General features: G+C 49.0%; 21 protein-coding genes. 10 read left to right on the top strand and 11 right to left on the bottom strand.

Going from position 1 to position 26,320, the window contains the following annotated elements:
- Positions 1-48: 48 nt before the first annotated feature.
- The 6 genes from HMPREF2696_RS10390 to rluD form a co-directional block, all read right to left on the bottom strand.
- Complete coding sequence (locus HMPREF2696_RS10390; protein ID WP_070588439.1) at positions 49-573, bottom strand: RDD family protein; 525 nt, start codon at positions 571-573, stop codon at positions 49-51.
- Between the two features lie 91 nt (positions 574-664).
- Positions 665-1,084 (bottom strand): hypothetical protein, encoded by a 420-nt coding sequence (locus tag HMPREF2696_RS10395; protein ID WP_003746427.1) that lies wholly within the window; start codon positions 1,082-1,084, stop codon positions 665-667.
- A gap of 146 nt (positions 1,085-1,230) precedes the next feature.
- Positions 1,231-2,232 carry a DNA polymerase III subunit delta gene (gene holA / locus HMPREF2696_RS10400; RefSeq protein WP_070588441.1) on the bottom strand — a complete coding sequence of 334 codons (1,002 nt, stop codon included), beginning with the start codon at positions 2,230-2,232 and terminating at the stop codon, positions 1,231-1,233.
- Entirely contained in the window at positions 2,232-2,711 is a 480-nt protein-coding gene (gene lptE / locus HMPREF2696_RS10405) for an LPS-assembly lipoprotein LptE (protein ID WP_070588443.1), read from the bottom strand. Before lptE ends, holA begins: the two co-directional genes overlap by 1 nt.
- A 120-nt stretch (positions 2,712-2,831) precedes the next feature.
- The gene (gene pgeF / locus HMPREF2696_RS10410; protein ID WP_070588445.1) at positions 2,832-3,602 is read right to left on the bottom strand and encodes a peptidoglycan editing factor PgeF; all 771 of its coding nucleotides are present in this window, start codon (positions 3,600-3,602) and stop codon (positions 2,832-2,834) included.
- 80 nt (positions 3,603-3,682) lie between these two features.
- Positions 3,683-4,807, bottom strand: coding sequence for a 23S rRNA pseudouridine(1911/1915/1917) synthase RluD (rluD, locus tag HMPREF2696_RS10415; RefSeq protein ID WP_070588446.1), 1,125 nt, complete (start codon positions 4,805-4,807; stop codon positions 3,683-3,685).
- Between rluD and HMPREF2696_RS10420 the strand changes: the two genes are divergently transcribed.
- The 5 genes from HMPREF2696_RS10420 to pflA all read left to right on the top strand — a co-directional run bounded on the left by HMPREF2696_RS10420 (position 4,806) and on the right by pflA (position 11,968).
- A complete protein-coding gene (locus HMPREF2696_RS10420; RefSeq protein WP_003680807.1) occupies positions 4,806-5,609 on the top strand; it encodes an outer membrane protein assembly factor BamD in 804 nt (267 codons plus the stop codon). The two genes, rluD and HMPREF2696_RS10420, sit on opposite strands and share 2 nt — an antisense overlap.
- Before the next feature lie 324 nt (positions 5,610-5,933).
- Positions 5,934-7,091, top strand: coding sequence for an ATP phosphoribosyltransferase regulatory subunit (locus tag HMPREF2696_RS10425; protein ID WP_049322192.1), 1,158 nt, complete (start codon positions 5,934-5,936; stop codon positions 7,089-7,091).
- A gap of 43 nt (positions 7,092-7,134) precedes the next feature.
- The gene (locus HMPREF2696_RS10430) at positions 7,135-8,433 is read left to right on the top strand and encodes an adenylosuccinate synthase (protein ID WP_070585699.1); all 1,299 of its coding nucleotides are present in this window, start codon (positions 7,135-7,137) and stop codon (positions 8,431-8,433) included.
- Positions 8,434-8,736: 303 nt separating this feature from the next.
- Entirely contained in the window at positions 8,737-11,022 is a 2,286-nt protein-coding gene (gene pflB / locus HMPREF2696_RS10435; protein ID WP_049336774.1) for a formate C-acetyltransferase, read from the top strand.
- A gap of 139 nt (positions 11,023-11,161) precedes the next feature.
- Entirely contained in the window at positions 11,162-11,968 is an 807-nt protein-coding gene (pflA, locus tag HMPREF2696_RS10440; protein ID WP_049336825.1) for a pyruvate formate lyase 1-activating protein, read from the top strand.
- A gap of 66 nt (positions 11,969-12,034) precedes the next feature.
- On the opposite strand, the gene HMPREF2696_RS10445 is transcribed toward pflA, so the two are convergent.
- Positions 12,035-13,747, bottom strand: coding sequence for a proline--tRNA ligase (locus HMPREF2696_RS10445; RefSeq protein ID WP_070588521.1), 1,713 nt, complete (start codon positions 13,745-13,747; stop codon positions 12,035-12,037).
- Between the two features lie 496 nt (positions 13,748-14,243).
- On the opposite strand from HMPREF2696_RS10445, the gene fghA reads away from it, so the two are divergent.
- Complete coding sequence (fghA, locus tag HMPREF2696_RS10450; RefSeq protein WP_070588447.1) at positions 14,244-15,092, top strand: S-formylglutathione hydrolase; 849 nt, start codon at positions 14,244-14,246, stop codon at positions 15,090-15,092.
- Between the two features lie 92 nt (positions 15,093-15,184).
- Here the strand turns inward: fghA and recA are convergent, their stop codons facing one another.
- From recA to HMPREF2696_RS10465, 3 genes are all read right to left on the bottom strand, one after another.
- A complete protein-coding gene (gene recA, locus HMPREF2696_RS10455; protein WP_003680794.1) occupies positions 15,185-16,231 on the bottom strand; it encodes a recombinase RecA in 1,047 nt (348 codons plus the stop codon).
- 147 nt (positions 16,232-16,378) lie between these two features.
- Entirely contained in the window at positions 16,379-17,671 is a 1,293-nt protein-coding gene (gene aroA, locus HMPREF2696_RS10460; RefSeq protein ID WP_070588449.1) for a 3-phosphoshikimate 1-carboxyvinyltransferase, read from the bottom strand.
- Positions 17,672-17,809: 138 nt separating this feature from the next.
- The gene (locus HMPREF2696_RS10465) at positions 17,810-20,374 is read right to left on the bottom strand and encodes a glycoside hydrolase family 66 protein (RefSeq protein ID WP_004519910.1); all 2,565 of its coding nucleotides are present in this window, start codon (positions 20,372-20,374) and stop codon (positions 17,810-17,812) included.
- A gap of 320 nt (positions 20,375-20,694) precedes the next feature.
- On the opposite strand from HMPREF2696_RS10465, the gene cysG reads away from it, so the two are divergent.
- Positions 20,695-22,092 (top strand): siroheme synthase CysG, encoded by a 1,398-nt coding sequence (gene cysG, locus HMPREF2696_RS10470; RefSeq protein ID WP_004519908.1) that lies wholly within the window; start codon positions 20,695-20,697, stop codon positions 22,090-22,092.
- Positions 22,093-22,145: 53 nt separating this feature from the next.
- Here cysG and HMPREF2696_RS10475 read toward each other — a convergent pair whose 3' ends face one another.
- Positions 22,146-22,751 (bottom strand): CoA pyrophosphatase, encoded by a 606-nt coding sequence (locus tag HMPREF2696_RS10475; RefSeq protein WP_049336772.1) that lies wholly within the window; start codon positions 22,749-22,751, stop codon positions 22,146-22,148.
- A 175-nt stretch (positions 22,752-22,926) separates the two neighbouring features.
- On the opposite strand from HMPREF2696_RS10475, the gene HMPREF2696_RS10480 reads away from it, so the two are divergent.
- Genes HMPREF2696_RS10480 through ispE form a run of 3 tightly spaced genes read left to right on the top strand, consistent with a single transcriptional unit; the run spans position 22,927 to position 26,287 of the window.
- Entirely contained in the window at positions 22,927-24,789 is a 1,863-nt protein-coding gene (locus HMPREF2696_RS10480) for a tetratricopeptide repeat protein (RefSeq protein WP_070588451.1), read from the top strand.
- A gap of 56 nt (positions 24,790-24,845) precedes the next feature.
- Complete coding sequence (gene lolB, locus HMPREF2696_RS10485) at positions 24,846-25,430, top strand: lipoprotein insertase outer membrane protein LolB (RefSeq protein ID WP_070588452.1); 585 nt, start codon at positions 24,846-24,848, stop codon at positions 25,428-25,430.
- Positions 25,431-25,438: 8 nt separating this feature from the next.
- The gene (gene ispE / locus HMPREF2696_RS10490) at positions 25,439-26,287 is read left to right on the top strand and encodes a 4-(cytidine 5'-diphospho)-2-C-methyl-D-erythritol kinase (protein WP_070588522.1); all 849 of its coding nucleotides are present in this window, start codon (positions 25,439-25,441) and stop codon (positions 26,285-26,287) included.
- Positions 26,288-26,320 lie beyond the last annotated feature (33 nt).

The raw sequence follows: 26,320 nt of genomic DNA on the forward strand, positions 1-26,320 counted from the left end.
GTTTCAGACGGCCTTTATTTCATTTAGAACTTGAGCCGCTTTTGGATTTTATTCGTTTGTTTTCTTCTGACTTAAATCCACCAGCCTTGTTCCGGCCAAGAAGTCATAGAGGAACTGGCGGTCGGGATGGAACAGGGCGAAGCCCCATGGCAGGATGAGCCAAATGAGCGCAGCGCCGAATGCGCCTTTGGGCGGTATATTGAGTAGATGGCGCAATCCGGCGTAGGCAAATAGGGGGATGAAGACAATAAAAATGCTTGCCCAAATAAAGCGCAGGCGCAGTTGCGGCAGGGGCGGCTGGCTATCGTTTTTATCGGCTAAACCGATCTTCCATGTCTGCATGGCGAGGGTTTGGCCTTTTTTGTGCCAGTTGGCGCGGAAGTAGAGCCACCATGCGTAGAATAGAATCAGACAGGTTGCCAGCATGGACAGGCGCGTGGAAACGGGATTGAGAAAGATGGCGACAATACCGGCTGCAAGGGCGGCAATGCTGGTCACGGCGCCAGTCAGCAGAAGTTCGTAAACCAGTGCGGCGAGGCGGCGTTTGAGTGGGGCGGTAGGAAGACGGGTCATAATGCGATGGAAACGGAAATGGGTTTGATGGGAATAAAAACAGGCCGTCTGAAACGGGATAGGATGTTCAGACGGCCTGTTACTGTCGGGATTAGCGATGTGGACGTTTTTGACCGCGTGCCTGTTGGGCAGCCATTTGGTTCATTTCCTGACGGGTCGGACGTTTTTTGAAGATGGCGTGCGCTTCGTCAACGGAACATTTTTGTGACAAGCAAACCAGGGTAATCGCGTCTTTTTGATGTTGACCGCCGCTGTGGTACATACGGCGCAGGTTGGCTTCGTTGATACGGCCTTTTTCCGGATCGATGTCGAATTTTTTCAGGCGCTCGAGGAATTGGCGTTGCTGACGGCGTGAAGTCCAAACGAAACCGCCTGCGGCAGCGGCCACGATGATGACGGCCAACAGGATGGCCAGCGGCCATGAATCGACGATCAGAACGATGATGAGGCTTAATACGGCAGTAGTCAGCAGGGCCAGACCGCCGATGCGAAGTTTGGTTTTATTATCCATATGGTTGGTGTTTCCTTATTTTTTGCTGGAAGAGGCCGTCTGAAATGCGAGGTTCAGACGGCCTGAATTTGAGTTTACGCTATTTTACAGTATTTTCTGTTTTTGGGGCGTATTGCGTGCAAGTTTCTTGACGCGTGGCAACGGTTTCAAGCGGCCAGCGAAGTAACGAGTTGTTTGAACTCGGTCCATGCATCGCCTTCTTCTGCGCCTTTGATGATGCGGTCGATTTTGGCGCAGGTTTTGAGCGCGTCGAGCAGGCGGTTGATGGAAATGCGTTTGGCTGCCATTGGTGCAAGGGTCTGCTTGTCGCCCCATAAACGCAGGCTGTTGCGCAGGCTTTGGATGTTTTGGCCTTGCTTGAGTGCGGCAGTCAGGCGGATTAGGGTGCGGATGTCTTCGGCAACTGCCCACAACAGCAAAACTGGCTCTTCGCCTTCTTCTTCCAAGCCGTCCAGCAAACGGGAAACGCGCAGGGCATCGCCTTTCATCCACGCGCCTGCTAGTTGGAATACATCGAAGCGGGCGACGGTGGCAACTGCGGCCTCTGCATCGATAATATTGATCAAATGGCCTTGGGGATGGAGCAGGGCGAGTTTTTCGATTTCCTGACGGGCGGCCAAAAGATTGCCTTCGACGCGCTCGGTAAAAAGGGCGAGTGCTTCAGGTTCGATATCCAAACCCTGCTGTTTCAGACGGCCCTGTATCCATTGCGGCAAAGCATGTGGCGCAACGGCTTTGGCTTCTAAGACGATGCCTTTGCCTGCCAATGCGGAAAACCATTTGGACTGGATTTGCGCTTTTTCAAGCTTGGGCAGTAGGATGAGCGTAACCGTATCTTCGGGCAGGCGTTCGGCGAAGGCTTGCAGGGCATCGCCTCCGTTTTTGCCGGGTTTGCCGTTGGGGATGTGGATTTCCAGCAGTTTCAAATCTGCAAACAAACCTGTGCTGCCGGCACTTTGCAACAGCTCGTTCCAGTCAAAATTGTTTTCGGCGGTATAGACTTCGCGGTTGAGATAACCTTGTTTTTTTGCGGCTGAGCGCAGCGTATCCAAAGCCTCGATGCGCAATAAATCCTCTTCGCCGTGAATAATGTACAACGGTTTGAGCGGCGTATCGGGGCGTAGGCTCTCAATGGGCGCGGCAGCCATTATTGCGCCTTCAGGAAAGTCAGGCGGCGGACGATTTGATCTGCGGCGTCGATGCGCATTTCAGACCAAATGGTTTCTTCCTCTTCCTGTTTGCCCAAAACTTCGCTGTCGGCATAGTCCATGGTGCGGTGAACCTTAACTTCCATCGGTTCGCCAACCGGCTCGCCATTGCGGAAGGCTTGGGCTTTGATGGTCATGGCCAGCAGGTATTCGTTGATTGCGGCGGCGCGGGTGATGGTATAGATGTCGCGGCGTTTTTGAAAGTCGACAACGCGCAGGGTGATTTGTGATTCGGCTTCGCTAACCGGATGACCGTCGGCACGGCGTAAGGCATTTTCCAGCGCTTTTTGCATGATGGCTCCGCCTTCTACATGCCAGTTTTGATAAGGCAGCGGCTGAGAAGTCACACCCGTGCCTTTCAGGTGGAAACCGCAAGAGGCAAGTAATAGGGCGAGTGCAGGCAATAGGATTTTTTTCATTGGATATTCCTTCGTTGAAACCGGTTACGGTATCGTCGGATTATAACGAATAATGTTTAGGCCGTCTGAAACCGTAAACGGAAAGTATTTCAGACGGCCTTGTCTTTGATGGTGCAAATCTTATTTTTCCAACCAAATCAGGCTGACCATGCGGCCGGTTTGTCCGTCGCGGCGGTAGGAGAAGAAAGTATCACGTTCCAAGACGGTGCAATGGGTGCCGCCATAAATCATGTTCACGCCTTCGCGGTGCAGAATTATGCGCGCCAAAGCGTAAATGTCGGCAAGGTATTTGCCGCCGCCGATGTCTTCAAACGCATCGGCAGCTTCCGGCATGGGTGTGCAAAACGCATTAAATACATCTTGCCCCACCTCAAACGCATCAGGGCCGATGGCAGGGGCGAGATAGGCCATGATTTCCAAAGGCTCGACCTTCATTGCCGCAATGGTGTTTTGCAAAACACCGCCGGCCAAACCACGCCAACCTGCATGGGCCGCTGCAACCACCGTCCCTGCTTTGTCGCAAAGCAAGACGGGCAGACAGTCGGCAGTCATTGAAGCGCAGGCGACTGTACCCGTCGTATCCACCGAGGCATCGGCGTCAGGCGTATTGCCTAACGCTTCGACGGCATTCACAACAATGGTGCTGTGGATTTGATTGAGGTAGGCAACGGGCAGGCCGACTTGTTCCTGTACGATTTCACGGTTGCGGAGCACGGCTTGCAGATTGTCGCCGACGTGCGAACCGACATTCAGGCTGCGGTACACGCCTTCGCTGACACCGCCGTTGCGCGTGGTAATAAGCGTTTTAACATTGGCAGGGGCAGGCCAGTCGGCAGTCAAAAAATTCTTGCCTTGTGGGGCGAGGTTTAGGGTTTCTGTGATGGTTTTCATAATCTTTGAATCGCTGAATATTGGAACGGATTGATTTCAGACGGCCTGAAATAATATTTTAGGCCGTCTGAAAAATGGGTTTAATCCCTTACATAAACGACTTCGACATCGTAGTCGTCTTCATTCCAATCGTCGTCATCGTCCGTACCGAATTTCTCCTGCCATTCTTCCTCATTACTTAAAGACGAATCCAAACCGGCTTCCAAACGCAGGACGGAAAGCAGGTGGTACATATCGTCAGGCATGGGCGCTTCAAAGGAAACGGTTTCGCCGGTTTTCGGATGGACAAAGCTCAAGCGGTAGGCATGCAGGGCTTGGCGTGCGCCGAGGGCTTTGACGGCTTCTTTAACCGCGTCGCTGCATGGATGACGCAGGTTGCCGTAAACAGGGTCGGCAGCCAGCGGATGGTTGGCTTCGCGCATATGGACACGGATTTGGTGTGTGCGGCCGGTTTCGAGTGAGCATTCGATGTAGCTGTGTGCCAGATAACGTTCCAACACTTTGACATGGGTAATGGCAGGTTTGCCGCCGAATTTGACGACTGCCATTTTCAGGCGGTTGTGCGGATCGCGGCCGATTTGGGTTTCGATTTTGCCGTCAAAAGGAACGATGCCGTTGGCGACTGCGCGGTAAATGCGTTTGACTGTGCGTTCTTGCAGCTGTTGAACCAGTGAGTTTTGCGCCGGCAGGGTCTTGGCGACCACCATCAGGCCGCTGGTTTCTTTGTCCAAACGATGTACGATGCCCGCACGCGGCACTTGACTTAATTCGGGACAGTGCGCCAACAGGCCGTTGAGCAGGGTACCGCTCCAGTTGCCTGCGGCAGGGTGGACGACCAATCCGGCCGGTTTGTTGATGACGATGACGGTATCGTCTTCGTAAATAATGTCCAAATCCATCGGTTCGGGTGTGAATGCGAGGTTTTCTTCGCTCGGACGTACCGTAACGGCAATCAATTCACCGCCTATCATTTTATCTTTGGGTTGAGCGGGCTTATCGTTTACAATGACCGCACCCTCTTTAATCCACGAACTCAGGCGGCTGCGCGAGTAGTCGGGCATGAGTTTGGCCAATACGGCATCTAGCCTTCCGCCCGCCATTTCGAGTGGAACGGTCAAATTAACACAACTTTCTGTTTCAGGGGATGACGGAAAGTCTAAATCATCGCTATAATCGGCTTCGTTATCAAAGGAAGTATTCTGCATGAAAAAAATTCTTTTAGTAGTTTCTTTAGGTTTGGCACTGAGTGCCTGCGCAAATAAAGGCACAATCGATAAAGACGCCCAAATTACTCAAGATTGGAGTGTGGAAAAGCTTTATGCCGAAGCGCAAGACGAATTGAACAGCAACAATTATACGCGAGCTGTCAAGTTATACGAAATTTTAGAATCCCGTTTTCCAAACGGCCGCTATGCCCAGCAGTCCCAGTTGGATACGGCGTATGCCTATTATAAAGACGATGAGCCGGAAAAAGCTTTGGCTGCCATTGCGCGCTTCCAACGCCATCATCCGCAACATCCGAATATGGACTACGCGCTGTACTTGAAAGGTTTGGTCCTGTTTAACGAAGACCAGTCTTTCTTGAATAAGCTGGCTTCCCAAGACTGGTCCGACCGCGACCCGAAAGCCAACCGCGATGCTTATCAGGCGTTTGCCGAGTTGGTTCAACGTTATCCAAACAGTAAATACGCTGCCGATGCAACCGAGCGTATGGCCAAGCTGGTGGACGCGTTGGGCGGTAACGAGATATCTGTGGCGCGTTATTACATGAAACGCGGTGCTTATGTCGCAGCGGCCAACCGTGCGCAAAAAATCGTCAGCCGTTACCAAAATACCCGTTACGTCGAAGAAGCTTTGGCGATGATGGAATTGGCGTACAAAAAACTGGACAAGCCGCAACTGGCTGCTGATACACGCCGCGTTTTGGAAACCAACTTTCCGCAAAGCCCGTTCTTGCAACACGAATGGCGATCTGACGATATGCCTTGGTGGCGTTACTGGCGCTAAGCGTCGGGTTGTTCAGGCATGAATTAAGGCCGTCTGAAAATGATGCAGCTATGCATTTGGTTTTCAGACGGCCTTTGTTTTTAATGTTTTTTTTACGCTCTCTGTAAACAGGGTGCAAAATTCGTTTTAATATGGTAAAGTCTGATTTTAATAACTCGACGGTTTGAAGCCGTTACTCAGGGGCTGTTTAAATTTAAAATCAGTTTTGTTGAAGCCGCATCGGATTTGCCGTTGATGCATTCAGGAAAATTTCAGTCGTCAGGCTGATTTGGTTTTAAATTTAATCAGCCCTTTATGTTTACAAAAAAACAGAGGTAGATTCTCATGAAGTCTTGGCAGCTTCCTGAACACGTTGCCGACGTGTTACCGACGAATGCCCGACAACTGGAAAGCGCCCGTGAGCGGCTGTTGGCTTTGTTCCGCGTGCATGGTTATGAATTGGTGCAACCGCCATTGATGGAATACAGCCATTCCTTATTGACGCATATCGATGCCGGTTTGTCTTTGAAAACCATTTTGGTCGTTGATCAGCTTAGCGGCCGTCAGCTCGGTATCCGCGCGGATATTACGCCGCAGGTGGCGCGTATTGATGCCCACTTGCTTTCTGCCAACCAAGGCATCAACCGTTTATGCTATGCCGGTTCGGTGCTTCATGCGCGTCCTGACGGATTGCTCAATATGCGCGAACCTTTGCAGGCGGGTGCGGAAATGTACGGCTTGGAAGGCATTGAAGCGGATATCGAATTGATTGATTTGATGCTGAAAAGTATGAAAATCGCCGACATGGGCGAAGTTTTGCTCTCGTTGGGACATATCGGCGTATTCCGTGCTTTAGCAAATGCCGCGCATTTGGATGAGCAGCAATCGGCAATCCTGCTGTCATCGATGCAGGACAAAGATGCCGAGGCTGTCAGCCAGTTGGTCAAAGAGTGGAAACTTGACGGCATGTGGGCAAAAGCGTTTTCACTGTTGCCCCGACTGTACGGCGGTCGTGAAGTGCTGACTGTGGCTAGAGAGAAATTACCGGAATTGTCTGCAGTCAGTGCGGCTTTGGATGAATTGCAGGCCGTATGCGATGCGTTCCCAAATCAAAAAGTGCATATCGATTTATCGGAATTGCGCGTTGACAATTACCATACCGGCTTGCTTTACGCGGCTTATGGTTCAAACCGTCATGATGCCGTGGCACGCGGCGGCCGTTATGACGGATTGGGCGGATACTTCGGACGCGCGCGTCCTGCTGCCGGATTCAGTTTTGATTTGCGCAGCTTCATCGGCCGCCTTCCTGCTATCGGACGGGAATCCGTGGTGGCTGTCGATGTAAAAGACATGCCTGCGGCTCAGGAAGCGGTAGATGCTTTGCGCGAACAAGGACAATGTGTCGTTATCGATTACGGTATCGGCTATAACGGTTCGGAAGAGGTTACAGGCCGTCTGAAACAGGTAGACGGTGTTTGGAAAGTAATCGCTTTGAACGATTAAGTTTTATTTTGAAATTTTGTATCTGAAATAAGGTTAGATGGCTATGGCTAAAAATGTTGTCGTAATCGGTGCCCAATGGGGTGATGAAGGCAAAGGTAAGATTGTTGACTGGCTGGCGGAAGAAACCAGCGGTGTAGTACGTTTCCAAGGCGGCCACAATGCCGGCCATACTTTGGTCGTCGGTGGCAAAAAAACCATTTTGCGCCTGATTCCAAGCGGCATTTTGCACGAGACTTTGGACTGCTTCATCGGCTCAGGCGTTGTCGTTTCTCCTGAAGCATTGTTGGGTGAAATCGACGAATTGAACGCTGCCGGTGTGAAAAACGTTGAAGGCCGTCTGAAAATTGCTCCGACCTGTCCATTGATTCTGCCTTACCACATTGCGCTTGACCAAGCACGCGAAGCTTCTCGCGGTAAAAGCAAAATTGGTACAACCGGTCGCGGCATCGGCCCAGCCTATGAAGATAAAGTTGCCCGTCGCGCGATTCGCGTGGTGGACTTGTTGCACCCTGAAAAACTGGTTGAAAAACTGGAAGCTGTTTTGGCTTATTACAATGTTCAGTTGCAACACCTGCACAATGCCGAGCCGGTAAAAGTTGAAGATGTGATGGCGGTCATTGAAAAAGTTGCACCACGCATTACGCCGATGATTACCGATGTTTCCCGTGTTTTGAACGAGAAAAACCGCAAAGGCGAAAGCCTGTTGTTTGAAGGCGCGCAAGGTACATTGCTGGATATCGATTACGGTACTTATCCGTTTGTAACTTCCTCCAACTGCTTGGCTGGTGCCGCTTCTGCCGGTGCAGGCGTAGGTCCGCAAATGCTGGATTACGTTTTGGGTATCGTTAAAGCCTATACCACCCGCGTGGGTTCCGGTCCATTCCCGACTGAATTGTTTGACGAAGTGGGCGCAGGTTTGGCTGAGCGCGGCCATGAATTCGGTTCTGTAACCGGTCGTGCACGTCGTTGTGGCTGGTTTGACGCGGCTGCTCTGAAACGCTCTATTCAAGTTAACGGCATTTCCGGCATGTGTATTACCAAGCTGGACGTGATGGACGGTATTGAGAACATCAATATCTGCGTAGGCTATGAATTGCCTGATGGCAGCAAAACCGACATTCTGCCTTGCGGCTCTGATGCGGTAGAAACCTGCAAACCGATTTATGAAACCATGCCGGGTTGGAGCGAGTCGACTTTCGGCGTGAAAGAATATGACAAGTTGCCTGAAAACGCTAAAGCTTATCTGAAACGTATTGAAGAAGTGTGCGGTGCGCCTGTGGCCATTGTTTCAACCGGTCCTGACCGCGAAGAAACCATTGTTTTGCATCATCCGTTTGCTTAATTGATTAAGTGAATAAAAGGTCGTCTGAATTTTTCAGACGGCCTTTTATATGAAATGTAATAAAAATTCAGCCCTGAAGGACATCTGTCTTCAGGGCTGAATTTTGTATTTTACGCTGTTTTTAAGTACGAATGTTTGGAAAGTGAGATGTAGTACCAAGTAACAATTATTCTCATTGACGTAAATCAAGAAAAACCAAATCTGTAATTTTATTTCACAAAAACCCCTGTAAATAAATGGGTATTGATGTTATCCTTTCAGAAAATTTACAGTCTATATTTTCAATAAAATTAGGAGCTTGATATGTCAAATGATGTTCAGCAACGTCCTGCCGCTTGGGAAGGTTTTGTCGGTGGCAACTGGGAAACCAACGTAGATGTCCGCGATTTTATTCAAAAAAACTACACGCCATATGAAGGCGATGCCTCTTTCTTGGCACCAGCAACCGAAGCCACAACCAAGCTGTGGGCGGAAGTGATGGAAGGCATCAAGGTTGAAAACCGTACACACGAGCCGTATAAAATCGACGCGCAAATCGTCTCCGGTATTACCAGCCACGCTCCAGGCTACATCAACAAAGATTTGGAAACCATTGTCGGCCTGCAAACAGACGAGCCTTTGAAACGCTCTATCATGCCGTTTGGCGGTTTGAAAATGGTGCAAGACGCGTGCAAAGTGTACAACGTTGAATTGAATCCCGAAGTCAGCGAAATTTTCACCAAATACCGCAAAACCCACAACCAAGGCGTATTTGACGTTTATACGCCCGACATCCGCCGCTGCCGCAAATCAGGCGTGATTACCGGCCTGCCGGATGCTTATGGCCGCGGCCGTATTATCGGCGACTACCGCCGCGTGGCATTGTACGGTATCGACTTCTTGATGAAAGACAAACTCAACCAGTTCAACTCACTGCAAGCCGATTTGGAAAACGGTGTGGACTTGGAAGAAGTGATCCGCCGCCGCGAAGAAATCAATGAGCAATATAAAGCATTGAACCAAATGAAAGAAATGGCAGCTTCTTACGGCTACGATATTTCCGGCCCTGCAAAAAATGCACAAGAAGCCATCCAATGGACTTACTTTGCCTACCTCGCTGCCGTTAAATCTCAAAACGGTGCGGCGATGTCTTTCGGTCGTGTATCTTCATTCTTGGACATCTACATCGAACGCGACCTGAAAAACGGTGTGATTACCGAAACCCAAGCGCAAGAATTCATTGACCACTTGGTGATGAAACTGCGTATGGTCCGTTTCCTGCGTACTCCGGAATACGATCAACTGTTCTCCGGCGACCCGATTTGGGCAACCGAATCTATCGGTGGCATGGGCTTGGATGGCCGTACCTTGGTAACCCGCACCAACTTCCGCGTGCTGCATACTCTGTACAACATGGGCCCGTCTCCTGAGCCAAACATCACTGTATTGTGGTCAGAACAACTGCCGCAAGGCTTTAAAGAATTCTGCGCCAAAGTATCCATCGATACTTCGTCCATCCAATACGAAAACGACGATTTGATGCGCCCTGACTTCAATAGCGACGACTACGCCATTGCCTGCTGCGTCAGCCCGATGGTGGTCGGCAAACAAATGCAGTTCTTCGGCGCACGCGCCAACTTGGCTAAAACTCTGCTGTACGCAATCAATGGCGGCGTGGACGAGAAATCTAAAGAGCAAGTTGGTCCGAAAACCGAGCCGATTATGGACGAAGTTTTGGACTACGACACTGTCTTTGAGCGCATGGACAAATTCATGGATTGGTTGGCAACCCAATACGTTACCGCGCTGAACATTATTCACTACATGCACGACAAATACAGCTACGAAGCTGCATTGATGGCATTGCATGACCGTGATGTGAAACGTACGATGGCATGCGGTATCGCCGGTTTGTCTGTGGCTGCCGACTCATTGTCCGCCATTAAGTACGCCAAAGTGAAACCGATTCGTGACGAAAATGGCATTGCCGTTGACTTCGAAATCGAAGGCGAATACCCACAATTTGGTAACAACGACGACCGCGTTGACGATATTGCTTGCGATTTGGTTGAACGCTTCATGAAAAAAGTGGCAACCCACAAAACTTACCGCAACGCCACTCCGACTCAGTCCGTACTGACCATTACTTCCAACGTTGTTTACGGTAAGAAAACCGGTAATACTCCAGACGGCCGCCGTGCAGGCGCTCCGTTTGGTCCGGGTGCAAACCCAATGCACGGTCGTGACGTCAACGGTGCAGTCGCTTCATTGACTTCCGTAGCCAAACTGCCATTTGAGTTTGCCAAAGACGGTATTTCCTATACCTTCTCCATTATTCCTGGCGCGTTGGGTAAAGACGAGTATTCTCGCGAACGCAACCTTGCCGGTTTGATGGACGGTTATTTCCACCATGAAGACGGTATTTTGGAAGGCGGCCAACACTTGAACGTCAACGTATTGAATCGCGAGACTTTGGAAGATGCGATGCACAATCCAGAGAAATATCCGCAGTTGACCATTCGTGTGTCCGGTTATGCGGTTCGCTTCAACTCGCTGACCCGCGAACAACAGCTTGACGTGATTACCCGTACATTCACAGAAACCATGTAATCCGGGTGGAGAAACAAACCGGAAGCTAAATTTGCATTTGGTTTGTTTTGAAACAAAGCTCCGAGGCCGTCTGAAATGTTCAGACGGCCTTTATTATCGTACAATCCATATAAGCAAAAACATTTTTGAGCCGAACACTATGTCCACGACTTTTGCCATTACCCCCGAGCCGGCACTGAAAGACCTTGGCCACCGTCACTATAACGGTAAAGGCATTATTCATTCGATTGAATCTTGCGGTGCTGTCGATGGTCCGGGTTTGCGCTACGTGCTCTTTTTGCAAGGCTGCCTGATGCGTTGCCTGTATTGCCATAATCGTGACACATGGGATCTTCATACTGAGCAGGCGCAGGAATTGGATGTGGCAACTGTGATGAAGCAGGTCATGACCTATCGTCATTATTTGCGTGCGACAGGCGGAGGCGTAACGGCAACCGGCGGCGAGCCGTTATTGCAATATGAGTTTGTATGCGATTGGTTTACGGCCTGTCGGGAACACGATATCCATACCTGTCTAGACAGCAATGGCTATGCTTTGCACTATGATTCGATTTTGGATGATTTGCTCGATCATACCAATTTGGTCATGCTCGACTTAAAACAAATCGATCCTGAAATTCATAAAGTGCTTGTCGGTATTCCAAATACCAAAACGCTGAAATTCGCGCGCTATCTTGCTGAACGCAATCAGCCGACGCGTGTGCGTTATGTGGTTGTTCCCGGTTATACCGATGATGAGCGGTCAGCGCATTTATTGGGCGAGTTTATCGGTGATATGGATAATGTCGAAATGGTCGAGCTCTTGCCGTATCACGAATTGGGCGCACACAAATGGGCTTTGTGCGGCGACGAATACAAATTAAAAGGCGTACATCCGCCGCCCAAAGAAACCATTCTGAAAATCAAAGAAATATTAGAGAGCTACGGAAAAAACATTATTTATTAAAACAGAAAAAGGCCGTCTGAAACGAAATAATCAGTTTCAGACGGCCTTTTCATTATTGAAAAAAATTTAAGCGTTCAATGCGGCCAAAACCTTGGCGACAACTTCTGATACTGCAACGGCTTGAGCCTGATTGTTACGGCGCTCGGCATATTCGACATTGCCTTCTTTCAATGCGCGATCGCCGATCACGATGCGGTGAGGAATACCCAACAGCTCGGAGTCATTCAGCAATACGCCTGCACGTTCGTCGCGGTCATCCAACAAAACATCCGCACCAGCAGCCAAAAGCTCGGCGTAGATTTTGTCGGCGGCTTCGCGCACGGCGTCTGATTTTTTGTAGTTCATCGGTACAATCACGACTTCAAACGGCGCCATTGCTTTGGTCCAAACAATGCCTTTTTCGTCGTTGTTTTGCTCGATGGCGGCAGCAACAACGCGGGTGATACCGATACCGTAGCAGCCCATTTCCATGATTTGGGATTTGCCGTTATTGTCCAAGAAGCTGACATTCATGGCTTGGGTATATTTGTCGCGTAGTTGGAAAACGTGACCGACTTCAATACCGCGCGCCAGTTTCAGACGGCCTTGTTCATCAGGGCTGATGTCGCCTTCGATGACATTGCGCAAATCGACAAATTCAGGCTCGGCAGCATCGCGGCCGAAGTTGAAGCCGGTATAGTGGTAGTCGTCTTCGTTCGCGCCAATAACCCAGTCTGCGCCTTTTTCAGTGGCGAAATCGGCATAGACTTTACCTTTGAAGTTGACAGGGCCGAGAGAGCCGCCGTTTGCGCCGAACTGTTCAACAATTGCGGCAGGGCTCGCCATGGTCAGTGGCGATTTCACGCCGGCCAGTTTTTCTGCCTTGATGTCGTTAAATTCATGGTCGCCGCGTAACAGCAGAAGGACGAGTTCTCCTTCGTTTTCGCCTTCGACCACGATGGACTTGAGGGTTTGTTCAACCGAAATATTGAGGAATTCAACCAAAGACTCTATAGTTTTGACGTTTGGTGTATGTACTTTGGTCAATTCAGCCTGAGCAGCAGCGCGTTCGCCTTTAAGCGGCAAAGTCGGCGCCAGCTCGATATTGGCGGCGTAATCAGAAGTGTCGCTATATGCAATAACGTCTTCGCCGCTTTCGGCCAATACTTGGAATTCGTGAGAGCCGGTACCGCCGATGCTGCCGGTATCTGCAGCAACAGGACGGAATTCCAAGCCCAGACGGGTAAAGATACGGCAGTAAGCGTCGTACATATCCTGATAGGTCGTCTGAAGCGAGGCATAGTCGGCATGGAAGGAATAAGCGTCTTTCATGACGAACTCGCGCGCGCGCATCACACCGAAGCGCGGACGCACTTCATCGCGGAATTTGGTTTGGATGTGATAAAAGTTTTTCGGCAGTTGTTTGTAGCTGTTGACTTCTTTGCGCACGATGTCGGCAATCACTTCTTCACAAGTCGGACCCATACAGAAATCACGGTCATGACGGTCTTTCAGGCGCAGCAGTTCTTTACCGTAAAACTCCCAGCGGCCGGATTCCTGCCACAGCTCGGCAGGTTGTACCACCGGCATCAGCAGCTCCACGCTACCTGCGCGGGCCATTTCTTCACGCACAATATTTTCAACTTTGCGCAATACACGCAGACCCATCGGCATCCAAGTATAAAGACCGGATGCGTTGGCTTTGATCAAGCCGGCACGGATCATCAGCTTGTGGCTGGCAAGTGCGGCTTCGGCAGGGGCTTCTTTAAGGGTAGAAATGAAGAACTGGGAGGCTTTCATGGCATATTTTTCTTTCTTAAAAATAAGTGCGTATTGTAACGCAAAATGTATGGCCGCGTGTCTTTTGAATGGCATCTGATGAAATCGACCGTTGTTTTACGCAGCTTTTGATTCGGGGTGATTTTTAGGGATGTCAACCCTAATTTATGCACAAAGCCGCATAACCTTGTTTTACCTATAAATTTTCATTGTATGATTATAGTAAAATCTTATAAATATAACTAATTGATTTTATTATATTTTATTTGATTAAATTTTAGTCAATTTAAGACTTGGTTTGTTCCTAAAGAAAATTTTACGATTACCCAAAGCTTATCAACAGATTTATCCACAGAGATTGTGTATAGATTTTAAATGCTGTTAGCGTAATGATTTTGCATGATTGGCAAGCCTTGTTTAAAGCAGGTTTGGTTGCCTTAAAAAGATGGGGCAACAACACGATGGGCAGGTTTTGCGCTAACATTCTGCTTATTGTTGTTTCCTTACAAGGAATAAAATGAAAAATTCAGAATTGCATTTGCTGGAACGCAGAAAGATGTTTAACGGGCATCAGGAACGGTACCGCCATTTTTCTCAAACCTGCCGGACGGATATGGTATTTGATGTCTATCTGCCGCCACAAGTCTTAAAAGGTTATCCCGCGCCTGTTTTATATTTTCTTTCCGGCTTAAATAGTGATGGTTCTGAATTGGTTCGGCAAAGCGGAATCCAACGTTTTGCGGCGCAATGGAATATTATTGTGGTTTTTCCGGATACCTCGCCACGCGGTCAGCATGTTGCCGACAGTGAAGAGCATTATCTTGGACAGGGCGCCGGATTTTATGTTAATGCAACTGAAGCACCTTGGGCGCAGCATTATCAAATGGAAAGCTATATCAGCGAAGAATTGCCTGATTTGATCGAGCATCATTTTCCGGTAACGCAAGAGCGAAGCATTGCAGGTTTCAGCATGGGTGGGCATGGCGCGCTGCATTTGGCTTTGAAGCATCCTGGCCGATATGCTGCGGTTTCTGCCTTTGCGCCTTTATGTCATCCTATCGATACGGAAGGCGGCAGGCAGGCGTTTTCAGCTTATTTGGGCCAAAACGTGGAAACATGGAAACGCTATGACAGTACAGAGCTGCTTCAGACGGCCTCGCATAAATTGCCTGTTTTGATTGATGTCGGCAGTGAAGATGCTTTGTATCCTGAAGTCCTGCAACCGGAAGGGTTTGTCCGCTCAGCACGCGAAAAAGGTTTCGCTATCCAATATAAAGTACGCCCGGGCTATGGGCATGATTATTTCTTTATTGCCAGCTTTATCGATTCGCATATTGAGTTTCATGCTCAGGCATTGGGGCTTTAAGCAGTATTGAATAAAAGGCCGTCTGAAATCCGATTAATGGTCGGATTTCAGACGGCCTTTATTTGGTCTTTAACCTTTAATTTCAAACAGACTTATTCCTCAGGACGTTCGCCGTCGGTATCGTCCAATTTGCCTTCGGTAATATCGACATTGATACCGACTGCCGCACGGATTTTGGCATCGATTTCGTTGGCGATATCAGGGTTTTCTTTCAGCCAAACGCGTACATTGTCTTTACCTTGGCCGATTTTTGCGCCGTTGTAGCTGTACCATGCACCGGATTTCTCAACGATGTCATGTTTGACGCCCAAGTCGATCAATTCACCTTCCCAGCTGATGCCTTCACCGTAAAGAATATCGAATTCGGCTTGACGGAATGGAGGCGCAACTTTGTTTTTGATGACTTTGACTTTGGTTTCGTTACCAATAACGTCATCGCCTTTTTTAATCTGACCGGTACGGCGGATGTCGAGGCGGACGGAGGCGTAGAATTTGAGCGCGTTACCGCCGGTTGTGGTTTCAGGGCTGCCGAACATCACGCCGATTTTCATACGGATTTGGTTAATGAAAACAACCAATGTATTGGTGCGTTTGATGTGGCCGGTCAGTTTGCGCAGGGCTTGGCTCATCAGGCGGGCTTGCAGGCCGACATGGCTGTCACCCATTTCGCCTTCGATCTCAGCTTTAGGCACAAGTGCGGCTACGGAGTCGACAACGACCATATCGATACCGCCGGAGCGTACCAAGGTATCGCAGATTTCCAATGCCTGTTCGCCGGTATCCGGTTGGGAGAGATAGAGTTCTTCGACTTTTACGCCGAGTTTGCGGGCGTAAATCGGGTCAAAAGCATGCTCGGCATCGATGAATGCGCAGATACCGCCATTTTTTTGACATTGGGCAATGGCTTCGAGACAGAGTGTGGTTTTACCGGAGGATTCCGGGCCGAAAATTTCAACCACGCGGCCGCGGGGCAGACCGCCAACGCCGAGTGCCAAGTCCACGCCGAGGGAGCCGGTAGAAATAACATCAAGGTTTTCTTCCTGTTGGCTGCCGTCCATTTTCATGATGGAGCCTTTGCCGAAGTTTTTTTCGATTTGGGCAAGGGCGGCGGCTAAGGCTTTGCTTTTTTCGTCTGACATGTTTTCTCTCCGAAAGGAAATATGAGTCGCTAAGAATTTATTTAGCTATTATCGCATAAATTAAGAAAAAGTATAGTTTTATTTTTATTTTTCAGACGGCCTGTGTTTTTTGTATGCAACAGGCCGTCTGAAACTTTGAATAATCAATCAGTTGGTCAATGATGCAAAAACTTGGAAATAGTCGGGGAAAGTTTTATGCGTACATTTTGGGTCGTTGATGATGACAGGGACGCCCAAAAGCGAAACCAGCGAGAAACACATGGCCATGCGGTGGTCATCGTAAGTATCGATGACGGCATCGGGGGTAAGCGTTTCGGGCGGCGTAATATGGATGGCTTCGGCTTCTTCAACGACTTCTGCACCCAGTTTGCGCAGTTCGGTTGCCATGGCGGCGATACGGTCGGTTTCTTTGACGCGCCATGAGCCGATATTGCGCAGGGTGCAGGGCTGTTTGGTAGCCAGAGCAACAATGGCCAGAGTCATGGCCGCATCAGGAATATGGTTGGCATCCAAATCAAAAGCCTGAATCTTGCGCTCGGCAGGGCGGGAAATTTCAACAAAATTTTCGCCCCAAATGACATCTGCGCCGATTTTCTCCAGTTCGCGTGCGAAGGCAACATCGCCTTGGATGCTGTGTGCGCCGATACCGGTTACGCGGATGGGCGTACCCGCAATCAGGCCTGCACCCAAGAAATAAGACGCGCTGGAGGCATCGCCTTCCACATATAAATGTTCGGGCGCATGATATTTGGCACCGGCCGGGATTTTAAATACACGGTAGTCTTCATTGATGATGTCCACACCGAACTGCGCCATCAGCTTGAGCGTGATGTCGATATAAGGTTTGGAAATCAACTCGCCTACCATGTGGATTTCAAATGCTTGTCCCGTCAAGGGCAAAGCCATCAGCAGGGCGGTCAGGAATTGGCTGGAAACATTGCCTTTAATCGGAATAACGCGCTCGCCGTTGTCTTGGCGTTTGCCGATCTGAAGAGGCGGATAGTTTTCATTGCCCAGATATTGTACGTCCGCTCCGGCAATACGCAACGCGTCGACCAAATCGCCGATAGGGCGTTCGTGCATACGCGGTACGCCATGCAGATGATAGTCGCCGCCCAAAACGGCAAGTGCGGCAGTCAAGGGGCGGAATGCCGTACCGGCATTGCCTAAAAACAAATCGGAGGATTGGTTGGGAAAGCGGCCGCCGGCACCATGAACTTTCAGACGGCCTTCAGGTAAAGATTCAATTTGCACGCCGAGTTTGTCGAGTGCTTCAAGCATTCGGTCGGTATCGTCGGATTTGAGCAAAGAATGGATTTCGCAAACGTTGTCGGAGAGTGCTGCCAAGAGCAGCGTGCGGTTGCTGATGCTTTTGGAACCGGGCAGGGCAACGGTGGAGGGCTTGAGTGTGGAAGCGGGCAGGCGGATGGATTCGGTCATTGGTTAGGATTTCAAATTGTAGACAAAACGATATTATACGCAGGCAAAGGCCGTCTGAAAAATGGAAGTGGCGTTGCAGGCAAGAAAAGCCGGACTCTTTTTGAAAGTCCGGCTTTGGGATGCTCGATATTTTAATGGTTAACCTAAAATATGCATTAACTGGTCAATGTTGAACGTACCTTCGTCAAAGCGGAATTCGCTGACTGAGGGGATTTTTTGACCTTGGACGTCGGTATGGATGTCGGCATATTGGTGGTCGATGGTGATGAGGTCGTTGTGATTGTTTTCGCCACGAATGGTGATGTTCCAAGTCGTGCCGTCTTTTTCGTTGACCGTTTCGAGCGACAGATCCGAGAGGGAAATGCCAGCGCCGAATTGGATGGCGTTTGTGCTGTGATGGTCGAAAATGGTGTCATGGCCTTCGCCGCGATTGAATACGTAGGTATCGTTACCGGCTTCGCCGTGCAATATATCGTCCCCTAAGCCACCAAACAGTGTGTCGTTGCCTGCGCCGCCGTGAAGGATGTCGTTGCCTGCTTCGCCCAACATAGTATCGTTACCGGAGCCGCCATACAGCGTGTCGTTGTCTAATCCGCCGTTCAGATGGTCATTGCCACCGCCTCCGTAGAGAATATCGCTGCCGGCATCGCCGTTGATGACATCGTCGCCGGTGCCGCCGGACAATTTGTCATTGCCGCTGCCGCCGTGAATCTCATCATTACCCCGGTTGCCGTAGATGATGTCTTCGCTTTCAGTACCTTTGATATGGTCGTCGGCGTGGGTGCCGTTGAATGTGGTTTTGCCGTCGGCAAAGGTTTGGCTGACGCTTGCCTGCCCTAAATTGCTGACATAAAGCATATCCCAGACATCCAGGCTCGGGACGGTGACTTCCAGTGCCACCGGTTTGCCGTTTTCATAGATGACGGAAGATTCCAATGTGTGCATGGATATATCGTCTGAGTCGGGGGAAGCCAGTTGTACGATGGCTTGCTCGGCCTGTTCTGCGCTGATTTCCATATCAAACGGGATTCTGACTTTAGGGTTGTCGAGTTTCAGCGTGTGGTGGTTGGAGCTGTTCCAATTGGTGTCTTTGTCGAGGCCTGCGAGATTGATTAATTGGACAACTCGGCCGCCGTCTGCGGTGGCCTTGGTCCATGTATAAACTTTGCCTCCTTCGCCTGAAGTGGAAGTCATGTCATAGCCGTCGGATGCTACGATGGAGGCATGACTGTCTTTGAGTTCAACCAAGCCTTCGCCGCGAAGCAGCTCCTCATAGGCGGTAATGAATTGTTGATAGTTGAATTCTGATTTGGCCAGGGTTTCGTTGGTTTTGAGCGTCTGAGCGGGATAGTATGGATCTTGCAAAATACCAAAACCATGTGCGTTTTTATCCGGGAGGTTGTTTAATGCGGCAACAGTCATGTGGTAGCCGCCACTCGCTGCGATAACGGCATCGACCAGCAATTCGTTGTCCGGATTGAGTTCGGAAGAATTATCTTCCGGGTGGGTACCTTTTCGAGTATAGGCGGCAATAATCGGGGAAACGTGATTGTAATCGTACAGACGGCCTACCAAGCGTTTAAGCTCGGCATAGTTGTGGTTTTCATAATGGGTATTTCCGGCTGTATCTTTAAAATCGCGCGGCCAGATTTCTGAGTAAGGAACATCCATGCCGGTGGTGGATAAGACATCGGCCCTGCCTGTGCTGATGTCGTTGATCATATAAGTTTGACCGTAATCGTGTAACTTTTCCGCAGCCGCGGCTGACAAATCGTCATAACCGTCAGACATTCTGAAGTTTTCAGTCTTTTGGCCATTTTGTATTTTGTAAACGAGGTTATCACCCATGGTATCGGCCTGCCAGCCGTCAAAGCCGCCTGTTTTCAGGGCTTTGATCATGGTGTTGACGATATAGTTTTGCCAGCTTTTGTCGGCAGGATCGACGAATTGTTGTACGGATGTTTTGGTCTCTGCACCGGCTTTGCCGAAGTTGGAATGCTCTTGGGCATTGTAGAGTTTGACATTATTTAAAATTTCTTTGATGGCCGGATTATCGAGTTCGTCATTGGAGGCGGCGTTAAGCATATTGTAGAGCATGGCACTGCCGCCTTTTTCGTGAATTTTGTTCACGAGGTTTTTAATCAGCAGGGTATCGATTTGGGGAGGGTTGGGTTGGCCGTTGTCGACAGCCCAAGTCGCCCATTCTTGCTTGAAGCTGTTGACATTTGGAAATGGATTGGAGGTTGTGTCGTACACATCATAGAAGAAATAATTGTTGATGTGCATTTGTGCCAGCTGATCGATATTGTTTTGATAGCCTTCGAGCTGGTCATTGGTCATGGCGTTGTTTCGTTCTGCCGAATTATCGTTAGATCCTGCCACTACGCCATAGCGGGGAAAAATAGTCCAGTCGTCTTCGACAGACAATCCCAGTGTTTTGCTGGTGTGGTTGCCGGTGTTGTCAACGGTTTCTACTTTGACGACGTAGCCTGAATTGGGTGAAAAAATATCGGAAGAGAGTTTGACGGAGGTTGAGTTCAGATGATCCAATTTTTGGATTTCCGTACCCAAATGGCTGACGGTGACAGAGGTGATTTTGTCTGTCGCATTGGAGATGTTCAGAATAACATCATCGCCGTTGGTATAGGCTACCTTGTTAAAGAGAATAGTCGGTAAAGGGGCTGTTTTTGCTTCAGTTGTCATGCTGTATATTCGCTTCTAAATATTATATTTTGAAATTACCTTAATAAATCAATATCACTTAAGTTGTTGATATGAATAATTGTTAAGACTTTTTAGTAGGCAGAGCGGAAAATAAGTTCCCCGTTTGATAGCAAATATCTAAAATAATTCGGTTTGTGATTGAAATTTAAAAATGCTGTCTGAATGTTTTGTTATTCAAAAGACGGTTTTTTGCAGGTATATAACCAAACACCATAAGAAAATCAGAAACCATTCTTTCCTATTTTTTCAGACGGCCTTTAATATCGGCGGACAATCATTGATAAAGTAAGAGCACGACTATGAGCCATTATCCGTTGTTTGCCGATTTGAAAAACCGCCCTGTTTTACTGGCAGGTGCGGGTAAGGTTGCCGAGCGTAAGGCGGAAAGCCTGTTGTCTGCCGGAGCGCGCGTGCGTGTTGTTGCGGAAACTTTGAATCCGCAGTTTCAGCAATGGGCGGCTGAAGGGAAAATAGTTTGGCTGGGTGGCTTGTTTGAAGAAGCCATGCTGGACGAGGTGTATTTCGTTATTGCGGCGACGGATAATGGCATGTTTAACCGCCGTGTTTTTGAAGCGGCGGAACGACGGGTGAAATTGTGCAATACGGTGGATACGGCGGACTTGTGTTCGTTTATCGTGCCTGCCGTGGTGGATAGGGGGCCATTGAAGATAGCCATATCCAGCGGCGGTACTGCGCCTGTATTGGCGCGTAAATGGCGGCAGATTATTGAAACATTGATTCCGCTGCATACGGGCACGATGGCGCGTATTGCCGGTAAATGGCGCGAAAAGGTTAAACAGACTATTCATCATGTCGAACGACGCCGTTATTTTTGGGAAAAGTTGTTCGACAGCCGTTTCAGTATTTTTGCGGCTCAAAACAATATCGAGGCGGCAGAACGTGAATTGATCACGCAGTTAAACCGGGAAACGCCGTTTGGCGGCGAAGTGGTTTTGGTGGGCGCAGGGCCGGGAGATCCGGGCTTGCTGACCATACATGCTTTGCAGGCGATACAGGCTGCGGATACCGTGTTTTACGATGCTTTGGTGTCGGATGAGATTTTGGCGATGGTGCGTAAAGATGCGGTGAAAATCAGCGTGGGTAAACGTGCCGGTGCGCACCATGTTCAGCAGGAAGAAACCAACCGTCTATTGGTTGAACACGCTCAAAAAGGCGAGCGTGTGGTAAGGTTGAAAGGCGGCGATCCTTTTGTGTTCGGTCGCGGCGGGGAGGAAGTGCAAACCCTGCATCAGGCCGGGATTGCCTACCGCATTGTGCCGGGTATTACTGCCGCGCTTGGAGCTACTGCTTATGCCGGTATTCCGTTAACCCATCGCGATTGTGCCCAAGGTGCTTTATTTGTAACCGGCCACAGCAAACACGAGGGCAGTCAGCCCGATTGGCAGACTTTGGCTTTAAGCCGCCAAACGTTGGTAATCTATATGGGCACGCTTAAAGCGGCTGAGATTGCGGAAAAGCTGATGGCTTATGGCAGGCAGCCTTCTACACCTGTTGCCGTGATTTCCAATGGGACTTTACCGCATCAAACCGTGCGGACAGGCCGTCTGAAAGATTTGGGCTTGTTGGCTGCCGAAGCAGAACGTCCGGCTTTAATGGTAATTGGCGAAGTGGTTGCCCTGCGCGATGAGATGAAATGGTTTGGAGAATTTGTCGAATGCTATGAAGAAGCTGCATAAAGAGGATTGATCAAACAAGGCCGTCTGAATATTGGTTTTCAGACGGCCTTGCCTTATTTAAAAGCTTGGCAATATTGCTGATAACGTTCTGCCAGTCCATATAGGATGATTGCTGTCAGCCCCCAGATGTCGTAGTGTCGGAAAGGCAGGGCGGGGAGGGCGAGGGTTTGATTGTTGTGATGAAGATGACGGTATGAGTAGTTTTGCAGGTTTAAGGTGAAGTCCAAAGGCAGATAAAAAATTTCTGCTACTTCATCGGGATTTGCTTTGGGGTTGACGGGCTGGGTGCAAATTGCCGGAACAGGCGTAACACGGTAGCCGGAAGGTGTGTCATAAAAGGGTAGCGGCGCAAAAGTCTGCCATGCGGCAATCGGAATGGCGGTTTCTTCGTAAGCTTCTCTTAACGCCGTTGCCGTTAGGCTGTCGTCTTGGGCATCTTTGCGGCCGCCGGCAAAGGCGATTTGTCCGGTGTGTTGCCTTAAGGTCTCGGCCCTTTTGGTCAGTAAAATTTGCCACGCTCCTTCATGCAAGGCGATGCCGACCAAAACGGCTGCTTCTTTGACCGTTTTAGTGGTAACTAATTGATTGCGCTCTGCTTGCATACGGCTGCTGAAGCGTGAAGCTTGAGTTAGGAAATGGATAAGGTGGTCGGTATTCATTTTTGGCGCTGATCGTTTTATGCAGATGAGGATTACACAAGGTTTACGGTTACCGTGTCAACAAAATAGGGTGCGTGTGTTACAGTTATGCCTGAATGATAAATAAAGCTTTGCGTCTGTTCTGCAAGTGCTTAGGCCGTCTGAAAATGTCGGCAGGTTCTCAAAAAGGATAGTTATGTTGTTTTCCCCATCCCGTATTCGAGTGGCAGCTGCGGCTGTCATGATGTTGTTTGTTACACAAACTTTTGCCGCGCCCGGCGATTCAAATGCAGTTTTTGAATCGGCTAAGATTATTAAAAAGAAAAGCCGTACCGACCGTTTTTCTCCCGAAGAGCGCGAGCAGGAGCGGATACGTCTGTTGGGTATACAAAACCGTACATCTCAGGTTTTCACTTTGTTAAATTCAGAACTGGCCCTGCAAAAGGGTGATGCAGCTTCTGCGTTGTTTACTTATATTTTAACGTTGCATCGCACCAAATCTCCCGAAGTGGCCGAACGCGCTTTGGAAATGGCGGTTTCGTTAAATGCGTTTGAACAGGCTGAAGCCATTTACCAGAAATGGCGCGAGATCGAGCCGGAGCCTGGTGAAACACAAAAGCGCATGACTTGGTTGCGCAATTTGCTGCTGGGCAAAGCCGATAAGAATTTGAGCGGATTGGACAAGGTGATTGCCGGCGGTAGTGAAGACGAGCAAAAGCGCGTATTCCTGCTTTTGGCACAAACTGCAGCCCAACAGCCGAATCTGACCAGCGATGCAGTCAAACAGGTATATAAAACGGCCTTGAATTATAAAGATTTTCCAGAAGCGGCGATTGCGGATGCAATTTTTAGTGCAAAAGACGGTCAAAAGAAACATGCCATTGCCGCATTGCAACGTTTGGCTAAGTTGGACAACGAAATTTTGCCGCCGACTTTTGTTACCCTGCGTCTGATGGCACAACGGCATCCTGATATTCTGGACGGCTTCTTCAAAGAGACAGACACCAAAACTTTATCTCCGATTTGGCAGGAGTTGGACATCGCCAATTTGATCGCCCATGGCCAAAATGATAAGGCTTTTAAGCGTTTACAGACTTTGTTGGAAGAAAATCCCAACCCTGATTTGTATATTCAGGCCGCCTTATTGTCCGCCAGCAAGACAGAAAATATTTCTGCGGTAAACAGCTATCTGGAAAAGGCTTATAAAGCCGGTACGGAAGAGCAGCGCAGCCGTGCGGCGTTGATTGGCGCGGTTTCTTATAATGATGTAGAAGAATTGGCCAAAGCCAAACAATGGCTGGATAAGGTAACGGCTACGGCTTATACATTTGATAAAACCATTTTGGCCGCTTCCATCGAAGCCAAACAGGGCAACCATAAAGAGGCTTGGGCTTTGGTACAACGCGCACAAAAAATGCCCGAGCAAAGAGGACGTTATTTTGAAGCTAAGGATTTGTTGAGTACGGCTTTGTTCGTATTGTCTAAAAATACCAATCTTCAAGAATCGTTGAACGCTTTGAACAGTTTGGTAAGTTCCACCGAAAAATCCTTGAAAACTCAAGCTTCCCCCGAGCTGCTTGCCAATGTGTTGTATCAGCGTTCGATGGTGTATGAGAAGCTGAATCAGCCAGGCAAGGCGATTGCCGATTTGCGCCGAGTGGTAGAGCTGTATCCGGATAATCCGCACGGTTGGAATGCTTTGGGCTATACCTTGCTGTCCAACGGCAAGGATTTGGAGGAAGCGTTTAAAATGGTTCAGACGGCCTATCAAATGGAGCCGGAAAGCGCAGCCATTAATGACAGTGTGGGCTGGGCGTACTATCTTAAAGGCGATGCCCAAATGGCTTTGCCGTATATCCAATATGCCTACGAAAAAGAACCTGAAGCCGAAGTTGCGGCGCATTTGGGCGAAGTCCTATGGACGCTTGGTGATCAAGAGAAGGCCAAAGAAATCTGGAATGACGGTTTGAAACGTGGAAGCAATCTCCGAGTATTGAAAGAGACAATGTCCAAATTCGGTATAACATCTGGCAAACCGCATATTCAAAAACACAAATAAAACCAACAGGCCGTCTGAAAAGCGTTTGATTTCAGACGGCCTATGAAGGAATATCCATGAATTTAAAACAATTATCATCGGTTGCAGCCTTATTGCTTTTGGCTGCCTGTGCGCAGCCAAACTTGCCTCAGCAAAACAGTTGGCAAGCGGCAGAGCAGGTGCAGGATTTTAGCGCAGATGGTCGTTTGGCTGTCAAAGTGGAAGGCAAAGGCTCTTATGCCAATTTTGACTGGACTTATCAGAACGCGGTTCAAACCATTGATGTGAATACACCGTTGGGCAATACCGTAGGCCAACTGTGTCAAGATAGCGAAGGCGTATTGGCAGTAGACAGTAAGGGTAAGGTTTATCAGGCGGAAACGGCTGAAGAATTGAGCAGACAGCTTTTGGGTTTTGCTTTGCCGGTTCAATATCTGCATATTTGGGCTGATGGTAAACGCGTTGCCAATGCGTCATACAAAATCCTGCCTGATGGCCGTCTGGAGCAGTTCGACTGGACGATATCGCGTACTTTAAATAGCTCGGGACAGCCCAAAACGCTACAACTTGAAAATGCCAAGTTTAATATCCGCTTAGTGTTCGACACGGTAAACCACTCTTTGGATAAAAATGGACAAACCCGATGCGCAGCACGCAAATAGAGGATAACATGTCTGTTTCAGAGGAAATCCAAGCCTTTCCTGCCCCGGCCAAATTAAATTTGGATTTGAGGATTACCGGCCGCAGGAGCGATGGTTATCATAATTTGGAAAGTATTTTCTGTTTGATCGGCTTATATGATACCGTTCATCTGAAAATGCGTACGGATGGGCAGATTATTCTGCATACGCCGGTCGAAGGGCTTAAGCCTGAGCAAGACTTGACTTATCAGGCGGCTAAATTATTACTGCCCTATGCAAGCGTACCGCACGGCGTCGAAATCTGGTTGGATAAAGTGATTCCGACCGGCGGAGGCTTAGGCGGCGGCAGCTCCGATGCAGCCACGGTCTTAATGGTTTTAAACCAATGGTGGCAATGCGGCTTGAGCAGGCAGCAACTCATTGATTTAGGCGTAAGTCTTGGTGCGGATGTTCCTTTTTTTATTTTTGGCAGAAGTGCTTTTGCCAAAGGCGTAGGCGAGAAGCTGGCTGAAATAGATGTTCCTAAACAATGGTATGTTATCGTTAAGCCCCCCGTCCATGTGGCAACCGCTAAAATTTTTGCACATGAAGGCTTGACACGGGATTCCAAACCCAGCATAATGCCGACTTTCCAATCGTTACAGCCGTTTCAAAATGATATGCAGGCGGTTGTATTTCAGGAATATCCTGAAGTTTGGAAGGCTTATGTTGAGTTATCCCAATATGGTCATGCATTAATGACCGGTTCTGGGGCATGCTTATTTATAGCATATGAATCTCATCAAGAAGCAAATACAATTTACCAACAGGTTTCTCAATCATATGAAGCTTATTGTGTGGAAGGATTAGATATTCATCCGTTGTTTCATATGATTTAGTAAGTTGGGGAGTCGTCAAGCGGTTAAGACACT

Source organism: Neisseria sp. HMSC058F07 (genome assembly GCF_001810035.1).
Lineage (GTDB): Bacteria > Pseudomonadota > Gammaproteobacteria > Burkholderiales > Neisseriaceae > Neisseria > Neisseria perflava.